At 50.0% G+C, this 13771-nt stretch carries 14 protein-coding genes; 2 read left to right on the forward strand and 12 right to left on the reverse strand.

Features of this window, described 5'->3' with window-relative positions; genetic code table 11:
• Window position 1 precedes the first annotated feature (1 nt).
• A complete protein-coding gene (locus H8D24_04200) occupies window positions 2–1297 on the forward strand; it encodes a hypothetical protein (GenBank protein ID MBC8519594.1) in 1296 nt (431 codons plus the stop codon).
• Between the two features lie 87 nt (window positions 1298–1384).
• Here the strand turns inward: H8D24_04200 and H8D24_04205 are convergent, their stop codons facing one another.
• From H8D24_04205 to H8D24_04240, 8 genes are all read right to left on the reverse strand, one after another.
• Window positions 1385–2383 carry a zinc-binding dehydrogenase gene (locus tag H8D24_04205; protein ID MBC8519595.1) on the reverse strand — a complete coding sequence of 333 codons (999 nt, stop codon included), beginning with the start codon at window positions 2381–2383 and terminating at the stop codon, window positions 1385–1387.
• Between the two features lie 11 nt (window positions 2384–2394).
• Window positions 2395–4338 (reverse strand): heme lyase CcmF/NrfE family subunit, encoded by a 1944-nt coding sequence (locus H8D24_04210; GenBank protein ID MBC8519596.1) that lies wholly within the window; start codon window positions 4336–4338, stop codon window positions 2395–2397.
• The gene (gene ccmE, locus H8D24_04215) at window positions 4335–4808 is read right to left on the reverse strand and encodes a cytochrome c maturation protein CcmE (GenBank protein ID MBC8519597.1); all 474 of its coding nucleotides are present in this window, start codon (window positions 4806–4808) and stop codon (window positions 4335–4337) included. The genes H8D24_04210 and ccmE overlap by 4 nt, the downstream gene beginning before the upstream one ends.
• A 25-nt stretch (window positions 4809–4833) precedes the next feature.
• Window positions 4834–6051 (reverse strand): heme ABC transporter permease, encoded by a 1218-nt coding sequence (locus tag H8D24_04220; protein MBC8519598.1) that lies wholly within the window; start codon window positions 6049–6051, stop codon window positions 4834–4836.
• A gap of 14 nt (window positions 6052–6065) precedes the next feature.
• Entirely contained in the window at window positions 6066–6752 is a 687-nt protein-coding gene (gene ccmB / locus H8D24_04225; GenBank protein ID MBC8519599.1) for a heme exporter protein CcmB, read from the reverse strand.
• Entirely contained in the window at window positions 6749–7444 is a 696-nt protein-coding gene (gene ccmA / locus H8D24_04230; GenBank protein ID MBC8519600.1) for a cytochrome c biogenesis heme-transporting ATPase CcmA, read from the reverse strand. Before ccmA ends, ccmB begins: the two co-directional genes overlap by 4 nt.
• A gap of 91 nt (window positions 7445–7535) precedes the next feature.
• On the reverse strand, window positions 7536–8015 hold the full coding sequence (locus tag H8D24_04235; protein MBC8519601.1) for a hypothetical protein: 480 nt from the start codon (window positions 8013–8015) through the stop codon (window positions 7536–7538).
• Window positions 8012–8473, reverse strand: coding sequence for a sel1 repeat family protein (locus H8D24_04240; protein MBC8519602.1), 462 nt, complete (start codon window positions 8471–8473; stop codon window positions 8012–8014). The genes H8D24_04235 and H8D24_04240 overlap by 4 nt, the downstream gene beginning before the upstream one ends.
• A gap of 245 nt (window positions 8474–8718) precedes the next feature.
• Here H8D24_04240 and H8D24_04245 point away from each other — a divergent pair, with 245 nt between their 5' ends.
• Complete coding sequence (locus tag H8D24_04245) at window positions 8719–9414, forward strand: S-methyl-5'-thioinosine phosphorylase (GenBank protein MBC8519603.1); 696 nt, start codon at window positions 8719–8721, stop codon at window positions 9412–9414.
• Here H8D24_04245 and bioD read toward each other — a convergent pair.
• From bioD to H8D24_04265, 4 genes are all read right to left on the reverse strand, one after another.
• Window positions 9383–10069, reverse strand: coding sequence for a dethiobiotin synthase (bioD, locus tag H8D24_04250; GenBank protein ID MBC8519604.1), 687 nt, complete (start codon window positions 10067–10069; stop codon window positions 9383–9385). The two genes, H8D24_04245 and bioD, sit on opposite strands and share 32 nt — an antisense overlap.
• Window positions 10066–10947, reverse strand: coding sequence for a phosphoribosylaminoimidazolesuccinocarboxamide synthase (locus tag H8D24_04255; protein MBC8519605.1), 882 nt, complete (start codon window positions 10945–10947; stop codon window positions 10066–10068). Before H8D24_04255 ends, bioD begins: the two co-directional genes overlap by 4 nt.
• A gap of 93 nt (window positions 10948–11040) precedes the next feature.
• A complete protein-coding gene (locus H8D24_04260) occupies window positions 11041–13281 on the reverse strand; it encodes a VWA domain-containing protein (protein MBC8519606.1) in 2241 nt (746 codons plus the stop codon).
• A 71-nt stretch (window positions 13282–13352) separates the two neighbouring features.
• Window positions 13353–13733 (reverse strand): GxxExxY protein, encoded by a 381-nt coding sequence (locus H8D24_04265; protein ID MBC8519607.1) that lies wholly within the window; start codon window positions 13731–13733, stop codon window positions 13353–13355.
• Between the last annotated feature and the right edge of the window lie 38 nt (window positions 13734–13771).

The following is a 13771-nucleotide window of genomic DNA, read 5'->3' on the forward strand; positions in this document are numbered from 1 at the left end:
GATGATTAACACTGCAAATATCTCGATAGAGAATGCACCACCAATCCATATTCCCTTTCGTTTTATCCTGACCGCTCCACTGTTCGGGCTTGTTTTTTCACTACTGTTACTCTTCTCTGGGGCTGAACTAATCTCCAGCAGATGGAATCCTGGAATGATCGGTGCGCTACATCTCGTCAATATAGGGATGTTGATGATGGTTGTAATTGGTGTTCTGTTTCAGATTCTTCCAGTACTGGGGGGCGTCCATTTTAAATGGCAGGGGACCATATCTAGAGTAATCTATCTCTCGTTAACGGTTGGGGTGCTGTTCTACTCTGTTGGGTTTTTCTTCTCCGAATCCAGTCTTCTCTTCATCTCCTTCATTGTGCTAACTGTTGGGCTGTTGCCATATATACTACTGCTACTGTACGCTCTATTCATGGTTGATAATCCGCCTGAGACCATCTATCTGTTTCGTTATCCGGCCCTTTTCCTGCTGCTACTGGTTGTAGTTGGGGTGGTGCTATTGATAACCCCGGGAATTGGACGTGTAACCCTGTTTCCACTGACCGATATCCATGCAGTCTGGGCGTTTGGTGGGTGGTTCACCCTGCTTCTGATGGGGATCAGTTTTCAGATGATACCCATGTTTCAGGTAACACCAGACTTTCCTGGGTGGATCAAGAAGCTGGTGATTCCATTTGTGGCTGTGATGCTGCTGTTGTGGGGTGTAGTGAGGATGGCTGGGTTCTCTGGTCTGGAGGCAGATATTTTTCTTCTCCTTGCTGCTGGTGCCATGGTGGCCTTTGGTGTTTCCGGCTTACTGATTATCGCCAGGAGAAAACGCAAGATATTTGATGCGACAGTATATTTTTGGCAGTTTTCGTTTATATCCCTGATTATCGGGTCATCCATGCTGATCTACTCACTACTGTTTTCAGGAAAGATTCCAGGATGGTTGGCACTCTTCTGGATCTTCTGTTTTCTGTTGCCGATGGTGTCAGGAATGTTGATAAAAATTACCCCGTTTCTGGTTTTTCTCCATCTGCAGCAAAAGGTCATCAAGGATCCTCAGCAGATGAAAAACCTTGCCAATATCCCAAATATTTTTCAGATCCTCCCAACACAAAGCGCCCGGATACTGTTGATGCTATTCTCTCTATCCGTGGTCGCATGGGGTGGGGCACTGCTCTTCCCGGCTGCAATTCATATTGTAGGCCTGGTTCTGGCTATCTTCTTTGGGTGGATGTTCTGGACCGTCTTCAACTGTTACAAAACCTACTGGGTTAAATTAACCGAATTTGGTATTGCTTAGAGATCATGTAGTTATCAGATGTTTCTGATGTAGTTGCGATGGTATTCCGGACCTATCACATCAAGCTTTTTCAGAGGTAGGGGATATCTACCCTGTTGTTAGTACAATCTTGCCAGTCGTGGAGCCTTCCTCAACCATGCGGTGGGCATCGGCTGCCTGTTCCAGTGGCAATATATGGCTAAGGTGTACTTGAAGCTTTCCAGCCTCAAAGAGCCTGGTGCACTGTTCAAGGATCTCCGTCTGGTGTAGACGCATATCATGCAGAGCGGAGACCAGAGGTGTAAGCATAAGCTCCTGGGTGACCCGCAGGTTGCGACCACGGGCACTTTTCCAGTCAGCCTGCTCTGGAATCTGCAGTAGGGTTACAACCTCACCGTAGTTGCCTGCGGCGCGCAGAGAGTTGTTGAAGGTCTCACCTCCTACAGTATCAAAAACCATGTTGACCCCGTCTTTGCTGCTCCACTGCTGAACGGCCGCCACAAAATCATCCTCTTTATAGAGGATCGCAAGGTCGGCACCAAGTGATTTAACAAATTCAGCCTTCTCTTTGGAGCCTACAGTTGTAGCTATCCTGGCATCAACTGTAGACGCCAGCTGGATAGCCAGATGTCCCACACCACCAGCACCGGCGTGGATAAGAACCTCGTCTTCCGTATGCAGAGTGCCACGATCAAATAGTGATTCCCATGCGGTGATCAGGGCAAGCGGGGCGGCTGCAGCCTCCTCAAAACTCAGGTTTTCGGGCTTTCTGGCAACATAGTGCTCATCTACCACCGCCATCTCGGCATAGTTTCCTGTGGCACCACCCAGGCCGCCATTAAAGTAGTAGACCTCATCACCAGGTTTAAAGCGGGTGCACCCGTCTCCACTCTCTTTGACAACTCCGGCACCATCACAGCCCAGAACATGATGAGGAGCATCAGTGAAGTAGACCCCATTGGCTCGCAATTTGGTATCCACTGGATTAACTCCAGCAGCATTAACCTTAATCAACAACTCATCCGGAGAGCTGATTTCGGGTTCCGGTATCTCCTCATATTGAAGCTGTTCAGCTCCACCAGGAGATCTCATAACAACTGCTTTCATTGCGTTGGGTATTATCCGGCTTGGGCCTCACGAGCACGCTTTGCTATCCGTCTGTAACGTGGATCAGTTGCTGCCAAAATCCCGCCAAGAGACATCACCATAACCCCTAGCCATATCCACTGGATAAATGGCTTGTAGTAGACACGCATGGCCCAGGCATTACTGTTTTTGATCGGTTCACCCATTGCAACATAGAGATCACGGAAAAGCCCCTCATCAATAGAGGCCTCAGTCATAGGCATGCTCTGTACGGTATAGAATCGTTTTTCAGGATGGAGCACGGCAACCTCCTGCTGGTTTTCATCATATACGTACACTAGTCCCTCTGTCGTGGTGTAGTTTGGACCTTGACGCTCCACCATTCCATCCAGATGGAATGTATAGCCTCCAGCCTCAACCTTGCTGCCTGGTTCCATCCGTACATCCTTCTCAATACTGAATGCAGTAGTGAAACCAACTCCGATGATGAACAGTCCAAGTCCTGCATGAGCGACCAGCATTGCTAAATGGCTTCTGGATATTTTCTTGTTTCGGGATGACTTGTTCCAGAAATCCTGAAGCATGGTGATGATTATCCATACCGCAATAGCTGAACTTATACTCAACTGAATGGATGTTGTGTCGAATATCAGGAAGGGGAGAGAGAGGCCAATTATCAGCGACACAAGTAGCGCCGCCTTCTGCTCACCAATAACACGACCTGGCTTGTCAGCTTTCCAGCGAATAACCGCGCTCAATCCAATCAGGAATGACATCGGTAACATGATGGGGACAAATACGGCATCAAAGTATGGAGGGCCAACTGAGATCTTGCCCATCTCTAGTGTATCAAGAATAAGAGGGTAGAGAGTTCCAATAAGTACCGTCATGGTGGCAACCACCAGCAGGACATTGTTTACCAGTAGCAGAGTCTCTCTGGAGAACGTCTCAAATTTACCTCCACCACGAATCATTGGCGCGCGCCATGCATAGAGAGCCAGTGACCCTCCAATAACGATCGCCAAGAAGAAGAGAATAAATACACCTCGTGACGGGTCAGAAGCAAAGGCGTGAACCGATACCAGAACACCGGAACGTACCAGGAAGGTTCCCAGCAGACTTAGGGAGAAGGTGAAAATTGCCAACAGAACAGTCCATACTTTGAAGGCGCCACGTTTTTCAGTCACAGCCAGAGAGTGCAGCAGTGCTGTTCCCATAAGCCATGGCATGAACGATGCGTTCTCTACCGGATCCCAGAACCACCATCCACCCCAGCCAAGCTCATAGTAGGCCCACCAGCTGCCGAGTCCAATTCCCAGAGTCAGGAAGACCCACGCAATTGCTGTCCAGGGGCGAGACCAGCGTGCCCATGTAGCATCCAGATGTCCACCAATCAGTGCAGCAATGACAAATGCAAAAGGCACTGCGAAGCCAACATATCCCATATAGAGGAGTGGAGGATGGATAATCAGCCCCGGATCCTGTAGCAGCGGATTCAGATCACGACCATCAGCAGCAGCAGGGATAAGGCGGTCAAATGGGTTTGAGGTGAAGAGAAGAAATAGTAGGAAACCGATACTAACCAGCCCCATAACTGCAAGCGCACGAGATGTCAGGGTAAATGGAAGACTCTTGCTAAACCAGGTAACTGCAGCACCCCACAGACTCATAAGAAAGGCCCAAAGCAGCAGAGAGCCCTCATGGCCACCCCAGATCGCGCTCACCTTGTAGATCATGGGAAGTTGAGAATTTGAGTTTGTGGCTATATAGCGGACAGAGAAGTCGTCTTGTGCAAAGCCGATCCCAAGCAGAATTATTGCCAACAACAGAAAGAGGAACTGTCCTTGGGCGGCAGGACGTGCCAGAGCCATCCAGTTTGAGATCCCTTTATGTGCTCCAACCAGAGGGATAATCCCCTGAATGATAGCAATTGAGAGGGCAATCATCAGGGCAAAGTTGCCTAGCTCAGGAATCATTGTTTACTCTCCAGCATTCTTCTCTTCCCCTCTTCATGGCCAGCCTCTAGCGCCTCGGCAACCTCTGGTGGCATGTAGTTCTCATCATGCTTGGCCAAGACCTCTTCAGCCACAAAGATTCCATCATTGCCAAGCTTTCCAAGTGCCACAATGCCCTGTCCCTCACGGAAGAGATCAGGAAGGATTCCGGTATAGGCAACAGTCACAGTGTCTGCTTCATCAGTAACATCAAAATTAACAGTTAATCCACCATCACTGTTTTCCGTATCTCTAATCAGGCTGCCATCTGCAACCAATCCACCGAGACGGAAGGTGTGCCCTTGTGGGGCCTCGCCGGCAACTACCTGAGTTGGGCTGTAGAAGAGGTTGATGTTCTCGTTGAGGGCTTTCATCATCAGGGTTGCTGCACCAGCAACAGTCGCGATGATTAGCAGAATCAGAAGGAGTCTTTTTTTTCTTTTAGGTGTCATGGGAAGGTTATTGTCTTTAGGTTAATTAATTATTCTCTTGCCTGATCCGTCTGGCAATGCTCAGTTTAGCCTCACGAGTTGTCCTTAGTGCTCCAAGCAGGTTAAGCAGAAAGACCACAAAGGCAATTGAATATCCTGCTATTACGTAACTGGAGTGGTCACGGATATTAAGTGCAGCGATTGAGTTTGCGTTGACGCTTGCTGCCCCGGAATCGGATTGAAGTTTTCCGGTTACGTGAGCTCCCCAGTGGGTGCGTAGCTGTTTCGGTAGTTTGCCTGCAAAGTTGACCATAATTTTCTCTGCATCATCAGACACCAGGATTTGGTGTTGGTTCCCATCCGACTGGATACTCTCAACATTTCCTCTAAACTCTATCTGTTCGGTTGGAGAGCCTGCAACCAGCTCTGTTGGGGAGAGAATATCTATCCTGTCTGTTGTGGCTGCATGATATGCGACATATCCAATTGCAATCACAGGAATCAGCAGATGCAGTGGACGTACTTTTATATCTGGCAGGTCACGAACCCAGCTGCCACGAGAATCTTGCTGGAGCGAAAGCCCGCGTGCACGAATAAGAGTGACTACAGCAAAAAAGAGAGATAGTGCAACCAGCATCAGTAGCATGGAGCTGAGCATGGTCATCTCCATCGATGGCTTGGCGATTTTTGAGACAGTCGCCCCTTGATGGAGGGTATTCCACCATTCGACCGAAAAGTGGATGATGGGTATATTGACGACACCAACCAGGGCAAGTACCGAGCTGGAGCGTGCGGCATTCTGCCGGTCATCCATTGCGGCACGCAGTGCCATGTAGCCGAAGTATAGAAATAGCAGAATCAGCTCCGAGGTCAGTCGTGCATCCCATTGCCACCAGGTTCCCCAGGTTGGTTTCCCCCAGATTGACCCAGTAAGAAGTGCAAGAAAGGTAAATGCGGCGCCGATGGGGGCGCTGGCCGCAGCAATGGTGTCAGCCAACTTGATTCTCCAGATCAGGAAGATCGCCCCCGAGGTTGCCATGATCATGTAGATCATCATCGAGTTGGATGCTGCTGGAACATGTAGATATATAAGTCTGTAGCTCTCTCCCTGTTCAGAGTGGGTTGGAGCAACTGCAAAGCCGATATAGAGGCCAACAATCATTAATGCAAAGGAGAGCCCGGCCAGCCACGGAAGCAGCTTTCCAGACATTGAATAGAAGTGTTTCGGTGAGGAGAAACGGTAGATAAAATTAGGTAATTTCATGGTAGTTATTGTGGTCAGCTAATACTTATTCGGGTGGAGGCTGCGGTTGCTATGGGGGATAGTGCCAGAGTAAATAGCAGGAGTGCTCCAAGGATATAGATGTAACCATCCACTGGTAGTCCGGCAGCAGACTCATTGACGGCCATTGAGCCAAAAATGAGTACAGGAATATATAGGGGAAGAATGAGTAGCGAGAGCAACACTCCACCACGTTTTAGTCCGACAGTAAGCCCCATTCCAATGGCGCCTACCAGGCTGAGAATAGGTGTCCCCAGTGCCAGGGTTATGACCAGAGTAACCATCGCATCAGTTGGAAGGTAGAGAAGAACCCCAAGGAGAGGAGCAACAAAAATAAGTGGCAGCCCGGTTATTAACCAGTGAGCAATAATCTTGGCCAGCACCAGAACCGAGAGTGGGTGGTGGCTCAGAGTAATCTGCTCCAGAGAGCCATCCTCAAAATCAGAGCGAAACATCCCGTCCAGCGAGAGCATGGCGGAGAGCAGTGCTGCGACCCAGATGATTCCCGGGGCGATGGTCTCCAGTACCGAGGGAGAGGGGCCAACCCCGAGAGGGAACAGGGTTACCACAATGACAAAGAAAAGCAGAGGGTTGGCTATCTCGCCGCGGTGGCGAAAGGCAAGAGTCAGGTCTCGGATCAGAACCTGTAAAAATGCATTTGATAGAGAGCCGGAAGGGGTCATGCGGCGGTTGTCCAGAGGTTGTTGGCCTGTTGGTTGTCAGCATACATCTCGAGGTTGAGAGATTGATAATATTCGTTATCTGTTTTTAGTGGGTGGTGGGTGGTCAGCACAATGATTCCTCCAGCCGCTACGTGCTCCTCGAATATTTTCTCGATCTCTGCAATTCCCTTGCGATCCAGTGCAGTAAATGGCTCATCCAGAATCCAGACAACTGTTTCAGTTGCCAGCAGTCTGGCAAGCGCAACTCTGCGGTTTTGTCCGGCAGAGAGGTGACGGCAGGGGATATCCTCAAATCCGGCAAGCGAGAGCCGTGCCAGAATTTTGTACAGGTCACTATCGCTTTTTGGAGTAGATAGTGCCTGGGCAAAGTGGAGATTTTCCAGTGCAGTCAACTCACCCTTTATACCGTTATGGTGCCCAAGATAGGCAGCATCAGTGTAGTAGTCGGCACGCTCTTTGGTGATATTTTCACCTCTCCAGAGAATCTCTCCCTCACTTGGTAGCATGACTCCACAGAGCAGACGCAGCAGGCTGGTTTTTCCGCATCCATTACGTCCTTCAATCTGCAGGATCTTTCCGGGTTTTATCTCGATATTGAGGTTGCTGAACAGGACTCGATCCCCACGGATGCACTCAAGATCAACTGTCGCCAGACTGTTGTTCAAGTCATGCTTGCTGTTTCTCTTGTTCATGACATCCATTCCCATGTTCAGCACGCCTCCTCGTGCCTGCACTCCTCCCTGAATTGATGCAGGATTCTAGCACATTAGAGGGTAAAAAATACTAGCGCCTGAAGGGGTCACGCAGATCCTGTTGAACCGTTGTGAGACGGTTGGATATGTCGTTCACCTTTTTACGGATTGTGGTCATCTCCTCGTGAACGTCATTCTGAATCATCTGAATATTTCTTGATGATTTACCAATCTCTTTTCCCATGCGGCTAACCCCCTGGACAATATCGGAAAATCCACCACTTAATCTGCTGATGCCACGATTTGCCTCATTCAGAGGAGCCGAGATATCGTCAATTTTTTTATCAAGCTGGGTAATTGCCTGCTGGTTTGCCGCTGTCTGCTCCGAGATGTCATAGACCATCTTGAATAGAAAGATAGCAGCTGCAACCAGAAATAGACGGATAATCAGCGGAGTGTTAAAGGTGGGGCCTGGTCGAGATGGGGGAATGACTACAGGAGTAGTTGAGTTGCTACCACTCTGTTGAGGCTCAACTTCTGGAGTATCTTCATGGTTTGTGTTGCCGTTCACTCGGTTATCTCCTCATCTGCTTTCTGTTGTCTGTCTGCACGTCTGTACCACTCCTGAGCCTTCTCCTTGTCCTCTTCGACACCATCTCCCGAGTCATACATCATGCCCAGAGTGACCATGGAGCCAGAGAGCCCATGTTCTGCTGCCCTGGTAAACCACTCTACGGCAAGTGCCGTATCAACCTCGGTACACTCACCCTGATAGTACATAAACCCCAGGCTGTGCTGAGCAAAAGCATGCCCCTTTTCTGCGGCCTCTTTCATGTATCTGAAAGCCTTGTCCTTATCCTGACTCCACCCCAGACCATTCTGATTGATTATGGCAACCCGAAACAGAGCCTCACTGTTACCCTGGTCGGCCAGCGGGGTTAGATGCTGCATGGCCAGTGCAAAATTTTTGGTCTCGAATGCGGCAAGCCCGTCAGCAAGTTGGAAGCTCTCGGCTTCAGAGTTAATCATGATCCACTCCTTGATAAAGTTCTGTGGAATATAGCAAAGTTTGAAGGATGACTGTACTCTTCTCGTTAGGTAGCCTCTGAAAAATCTTAATGGGATGGGCGTACCGCCTCCTGCGGATGCGTAACACCAAGGGCGGCAGTGACGAGACGTGGACTTAATCATAGGTTCCTTAGCTGTAAACGGAAAAGATCAAGGAGTTAAGTGTGGGACGTTTGGCAATTATTGGTGGCACCGGCCTCGAGGAGATGGATGGGTTGGAAAATGTAGAACGTATCATGGTTGATACCCCTTACGGCCAACCATCGTCGGACTTGATCAAGGCCAAACTCAAAGGGGTAGAGCTTCTCTTTCTCTCTCGTCATGGCGAGGATCATTCAATACCACCACACAAGGTGAATTACCGAGCCAATATCTGGGCCCTGAACAAGCTGGAGGTTGGCTCTATTGTTGCGGTTGCAGCCATAGGCGGTATTACCGAGGCAATGCTTCCAGGCAGAGTCTCGATTCCGGATCAGATAATTGACTATACGTGGGGGAGAGAGCACACCTTTTTTGATGGCCCAGAGGTTGAGCATATCGATTTCAGCTGGCCATACTGCAGTGAGCTGCGAAACAGTCTGCTGGATGCCGCTGGTTCGGCTGGTGTAGATGTTGTGGATGGTGGCACTTACGGTGCTACCCAGGGACCAAGACTGGAGAGTGCTGCGGAGATTGAACGAATGGAGCGTGACGGTTGCGACATTGTTGGCATGACCGGAATGCCGGAGGCGTCATTGGCGCGTGAGCTGGGTATCTGTTATGCCTGTTGCGCGGTCTCTGCCAACTGGGCGGCGGGGAAGAGTGATCGGGAGATCACCATGGAGGAGATTGGTGAAAACCTGAAGAGCGGTATGGATAGCGTTAAAGCAGTTATCTATTCATTAATAGATAGTCAGACATAATGTGTTGAATCAGTTTCCATGGCTGTAGAGACTCTTCAACAGGAATTGGAATAACCGGTTCCGGCACCAGTTCAGATATTGATTCAAGATTATTCTCATCCGAATATCTTTGTTTATTCAAGAAGATATACTTTATATCTAAACCTCTATCGAGTATTGCGTGGCGAGCCATCAGAACCTGATTTACCGCCCCCAGACGATCTTCCGCCACCAGAATCAGAGGCAGACCAACAGCTGTTGCAAGATCTGCATTCAGGGCGTGTTCCGCAATTGGTGAGTAAAAGCCTCCGGCTCCCTCAATCAGCAATAGATCACTGGCTCCCCATTCAGCGCCAGGCCTGCATGCATCCTTCAACATCTCAAGCGTTAGTCTGTTGCCGGAAATTGCAGCAGCGCGCTCAGGAGATACGGGCTGGGTGAAACGGTATGGACAGATCTCGGAGAGACTCTCTATGGTACGGCTTGCAGTCTGGAGAGTGGAGGCATCCTGGGGGAAGAGTTTTTCCCCCTTTGTATCGACAAGGCAACCAGACTCAACCGGTTTTCTTGGGTGAACAGTTATTCCGTTATCTGCATAGTGTGCAGCAATGGCTGCGGTAATCTCGGTTTTTCCGACACCGGTATCTGTACCTGTAACAAAAAAACCTTGCCTCACTCAGTTAGCCGCTCCATCGCCTCACGATATTTGGCAACGGTATTGTCGACTACCTCTTGAGGAAGCTCAGGGCCAGGGTTTTTCTTGTCCCAATCAAGTGTCTCCAGGTAGTCACGCACGTACTGTTTGTCAAAGCTTGGAGGGCTCATCCCTGGATGGTACTGGTCTGCAGGCCAGAAGCGGGAGGAGTCCGGGGTCAGTACCTCATCAATAAGTACCAGATTGCCGTCATCATCCTGCCCAAACTCAAACTTGGTGTCAGCAATTATGATCCCGCGTTCCAGTGCATAAGCTGCAGCCTCGCTATATAGTCTCAGGCTGACATCACGCACCTGCTCGGCCAGCTCCTGTCCAAGCAATCCTGCGGTATATTCAAAATCGACATTCTCGTCATGCTCACCAACATCCGCCTTGGTCGATGGGGTGTAGAGTGGTTCTGGCAATTTGTCGGCCTGCTGTAGCCCCTCAGGCAGCTCGATTCCGCAAACAGCCCCGCTGCGCTGATAATCTTTCCAGCCAGATCCGATAATGTAGCCACGAACGATAGCCTCAACCGGTAGCGCCTTGAGGCGACGAACCACAATTGCATGGTCCTTGATGGGTTCACGTTCGGCTGGATCTGGCAACGCCTCCTCTAGGGTCATCTCTGCAATGTGATTGGGGATAATATCTCTGGTACGGTCAAACCAGAAGTTGGCCACAGATGTAAGAACTGCCCCCTTGCCGGAGATTGGGGTGGGGAGGATGACATCAAAGGCGGAGATGCGATCGGTAGTCACGATCAGCATGTGGTCATCATCAATCTCGTAGATGTCACGGACCTTGCCCTTGTGAATTAGTGGCAGGGAGGTAATGTTGGTATCAAATACAGTGTTCATAATAAGTTCTAAATAGCAGTATCGCTTTTAATCGGAAAGCGGCGGATTATAGCAGGATCCATAAAACAGGAGGTATGAGTTGAAATGGAAGAACTACTTGGTGAGTGAGGCAAACAGTGCAGGCAGTTTCTCTGGCAGTCGCTCTACGTTGTCGATGACCACAAACTGGTTATCAAAGATATCACGCACGTAGTCATCGGCATTGGGGTCGAGTGAGATGCAGTAGGGGTAGATCCCCAGCTCATCCATCTCCTGTACCGCCTTGCGGGTATCATGGATCAGTAGCTGCTCATCCTCCACATCGACATCGGATGGTTCACCATCGGTGAGGATCAGTAGCAGTTTCTTGTCGGCCTTCTGCCCCTTCAGATAGTGGGCGGCATGGCGAATAGCGCCTCCCATGCGGGTGGAGAACCCGGCCTCCATCTTGGCCAGGCGTGCCTTCACCTCATCATCCCAGTGCTCACTGAACCCTTTGATGTGGTGGTAGCGCACATCATGTCTGGAGTTAGAGTGGAAACCGGCAATAGCGAAGGCATCACCCAGCTGCTCAATGGTCCAGGAGAGCAGGGAGGTGGCCTCCTGACAGAGTTCGAGAATGGTCTGGCTGGATCCAGCTACCTTCTCGTTGAGTGATTCAGAGAGATCAATCAGCAACATCACTGCGATATCACGCCCATCATTGCGGTGGTCCATGTTGATCCGTGGATCTGGGGTTGCGCCACTCTTGAAGTCGATCAGGGAACGAATCGCTACATCAAGATCGAGCTCGGAGCCCTCCTCCTGATAACGGATGCGGACATAGTTCTGTGGTTTCAGCAGGTCAAGAATCTGCTTCATCCGCTTTACCAGCCCCTGATGCTTCTCCAGTAGCTCATCGATTTTGCTGGCATCACCAGCGGCGTGCTTGGCCTCATATAGGGTGACCCAGTCAGGACGGTAGCTCTTGGTGTTGTAATCCCACTCCTTGTAGTGGCGGGGAGGCAAGCCATCGACCTCATCCTCGGCCGAGACCTTGCGGTTCTCCTCAAACTGCTCTTCATCGTCTCCGTCCTCGATGTAGATCCACATGTGGCGGTTATCATCCCGGTAACTTACCTCTGTATCAGTGAAGCGGATGTTGGGAAGCTGGTCTGCCTGGCGGCGGGTCTTTGCCACAAACTGGGATCCCAGTACCCCCATTTTTTGAGTAGAGTGCTCTCCGGATTCCATCATCTCATGGAAGCGGTTGGCAAAATCGTTTACCACCTCACTCTGATAGCCATGCTTCGGGTCGAGAATAGCTCGTGAAAGCATTGTCGTGCGGTGGCGAATACAGGACTCATTCTCATGGTCGCAGCTTCCCTCAACTGGGGCAGGGTGCAGGGCCATGAACAGTTTTCTGACTCCGGGATAGCGCTGCATCAGCAGGTATTCAACACGGCAATCCTCCAGCATCATAATGGTGTGGCGCTGGAACGGACTGAAGTTGTCGACGATGATGGACTCGGTCCAGACACGATGGGCTGCAATATGGGCCAACAGGGCACGATAACGGTCAATACCCCCAATACTGTTAAATGGCTCATAGCTATCTGGTATGCGAATGCCATCTGCCGTGTAGTAGGGGAGCTGTGTCTCATAAGGGTTGTAGCCACGGGAGTATGGAACCAGCTGCTCCGGGTCATCCCACATTGCGCGCATATAGAGATCAAGCTCGCGTTCACTGTCGATAAATAGCGTACCACTACGCTCCTTCATCAACATCGCCTTGCTGTCGGCAGTCTCCAGGGCAAAATACTCTTTCTGTCGATCAGGGTTATTGTTGTAATACTTGATGCCGTAGTCGGCCCAGTTGGCCAGCCCGTCAACACTTACCTGATGGAGCAGGTAGGGAGCCTGCTGCAGAAACTCAGGCAGTCCGGGGCTGGGGAAGGTGGTGTGGTGGCCATGGATTGAACTCGCAGTCTCCTCTGCCAGATGGTTGACCAGATCAAAATACTCCTCCATCTGCTCTTCTGTAGGCAGACAGCGGGTAACCTCATTCAGCGAATTGAGGAAGGGGATGATGGAGTTTCCATTGGGGGAGCGGGACATGATCCAGACCTGGTCCGATGTCTTGCCTATGAACTGCTCACCTACACGATCTGCCATCTCCGGCATCTCTTCCAGAAAGATGAGTACGGGCTCCACGCCACGTCCAATCATGCAGACAGTTGATGCACCCTCCAGATAGGTGTCAATCGCCTCTGCAGAGAGGTGAGAAAGTGCATCACGGATGAAATCCTCAAAATGCTCATCAATAATTGGAAAATTGCAGCGGAGCTTTTCCCGAAATGTTTGTAGATCTTCCATATCTATTAGACTCTCCCTAATAAAAGCGGCCTCACGCAAAGGCGCAAAGACGCAAAGAAAGGCGCAAAGTTTTATAAGCCATTTGCCACTCGCTGGATACCTTGCTTAATCAATGGTGCTCCAAAGTTAATCAGTAGTCCCAGTTTCTTGTTTGCCAGTCTCAGATAAGTGAGTAACTGTTTACTATGCACAAGCTGCAGTGTTTCCAGAGACTTCAGTTCAACAATTACACAATCATCGATAATCATGTCAGCTTTAAAGGCTTCATCTATGGTGTGTCCATCATAAAAGAGAGGAACAGCTACTTGGGTCTCCAGTGTATGTCCTCTTTTTCGCAACTCATAGGCCAATACACGTTCATACACAGATTCCAGCAAGCCTGGCCCAAGGTTATTGTGGATATGATAGGCAGTATCCACAATAGAGGTTGCTACCGAGTCCTCTTTTTTCATCTACACGCTTTTCTTAGCGCCTTTGCGTCTTTGCGCGA

The organism is Candidatus Thiopontia autotrophica (assembly GCA_014384675.1).
GTDB lineage: Bacteria > Pseudomonadota > Gammaproteobacteria.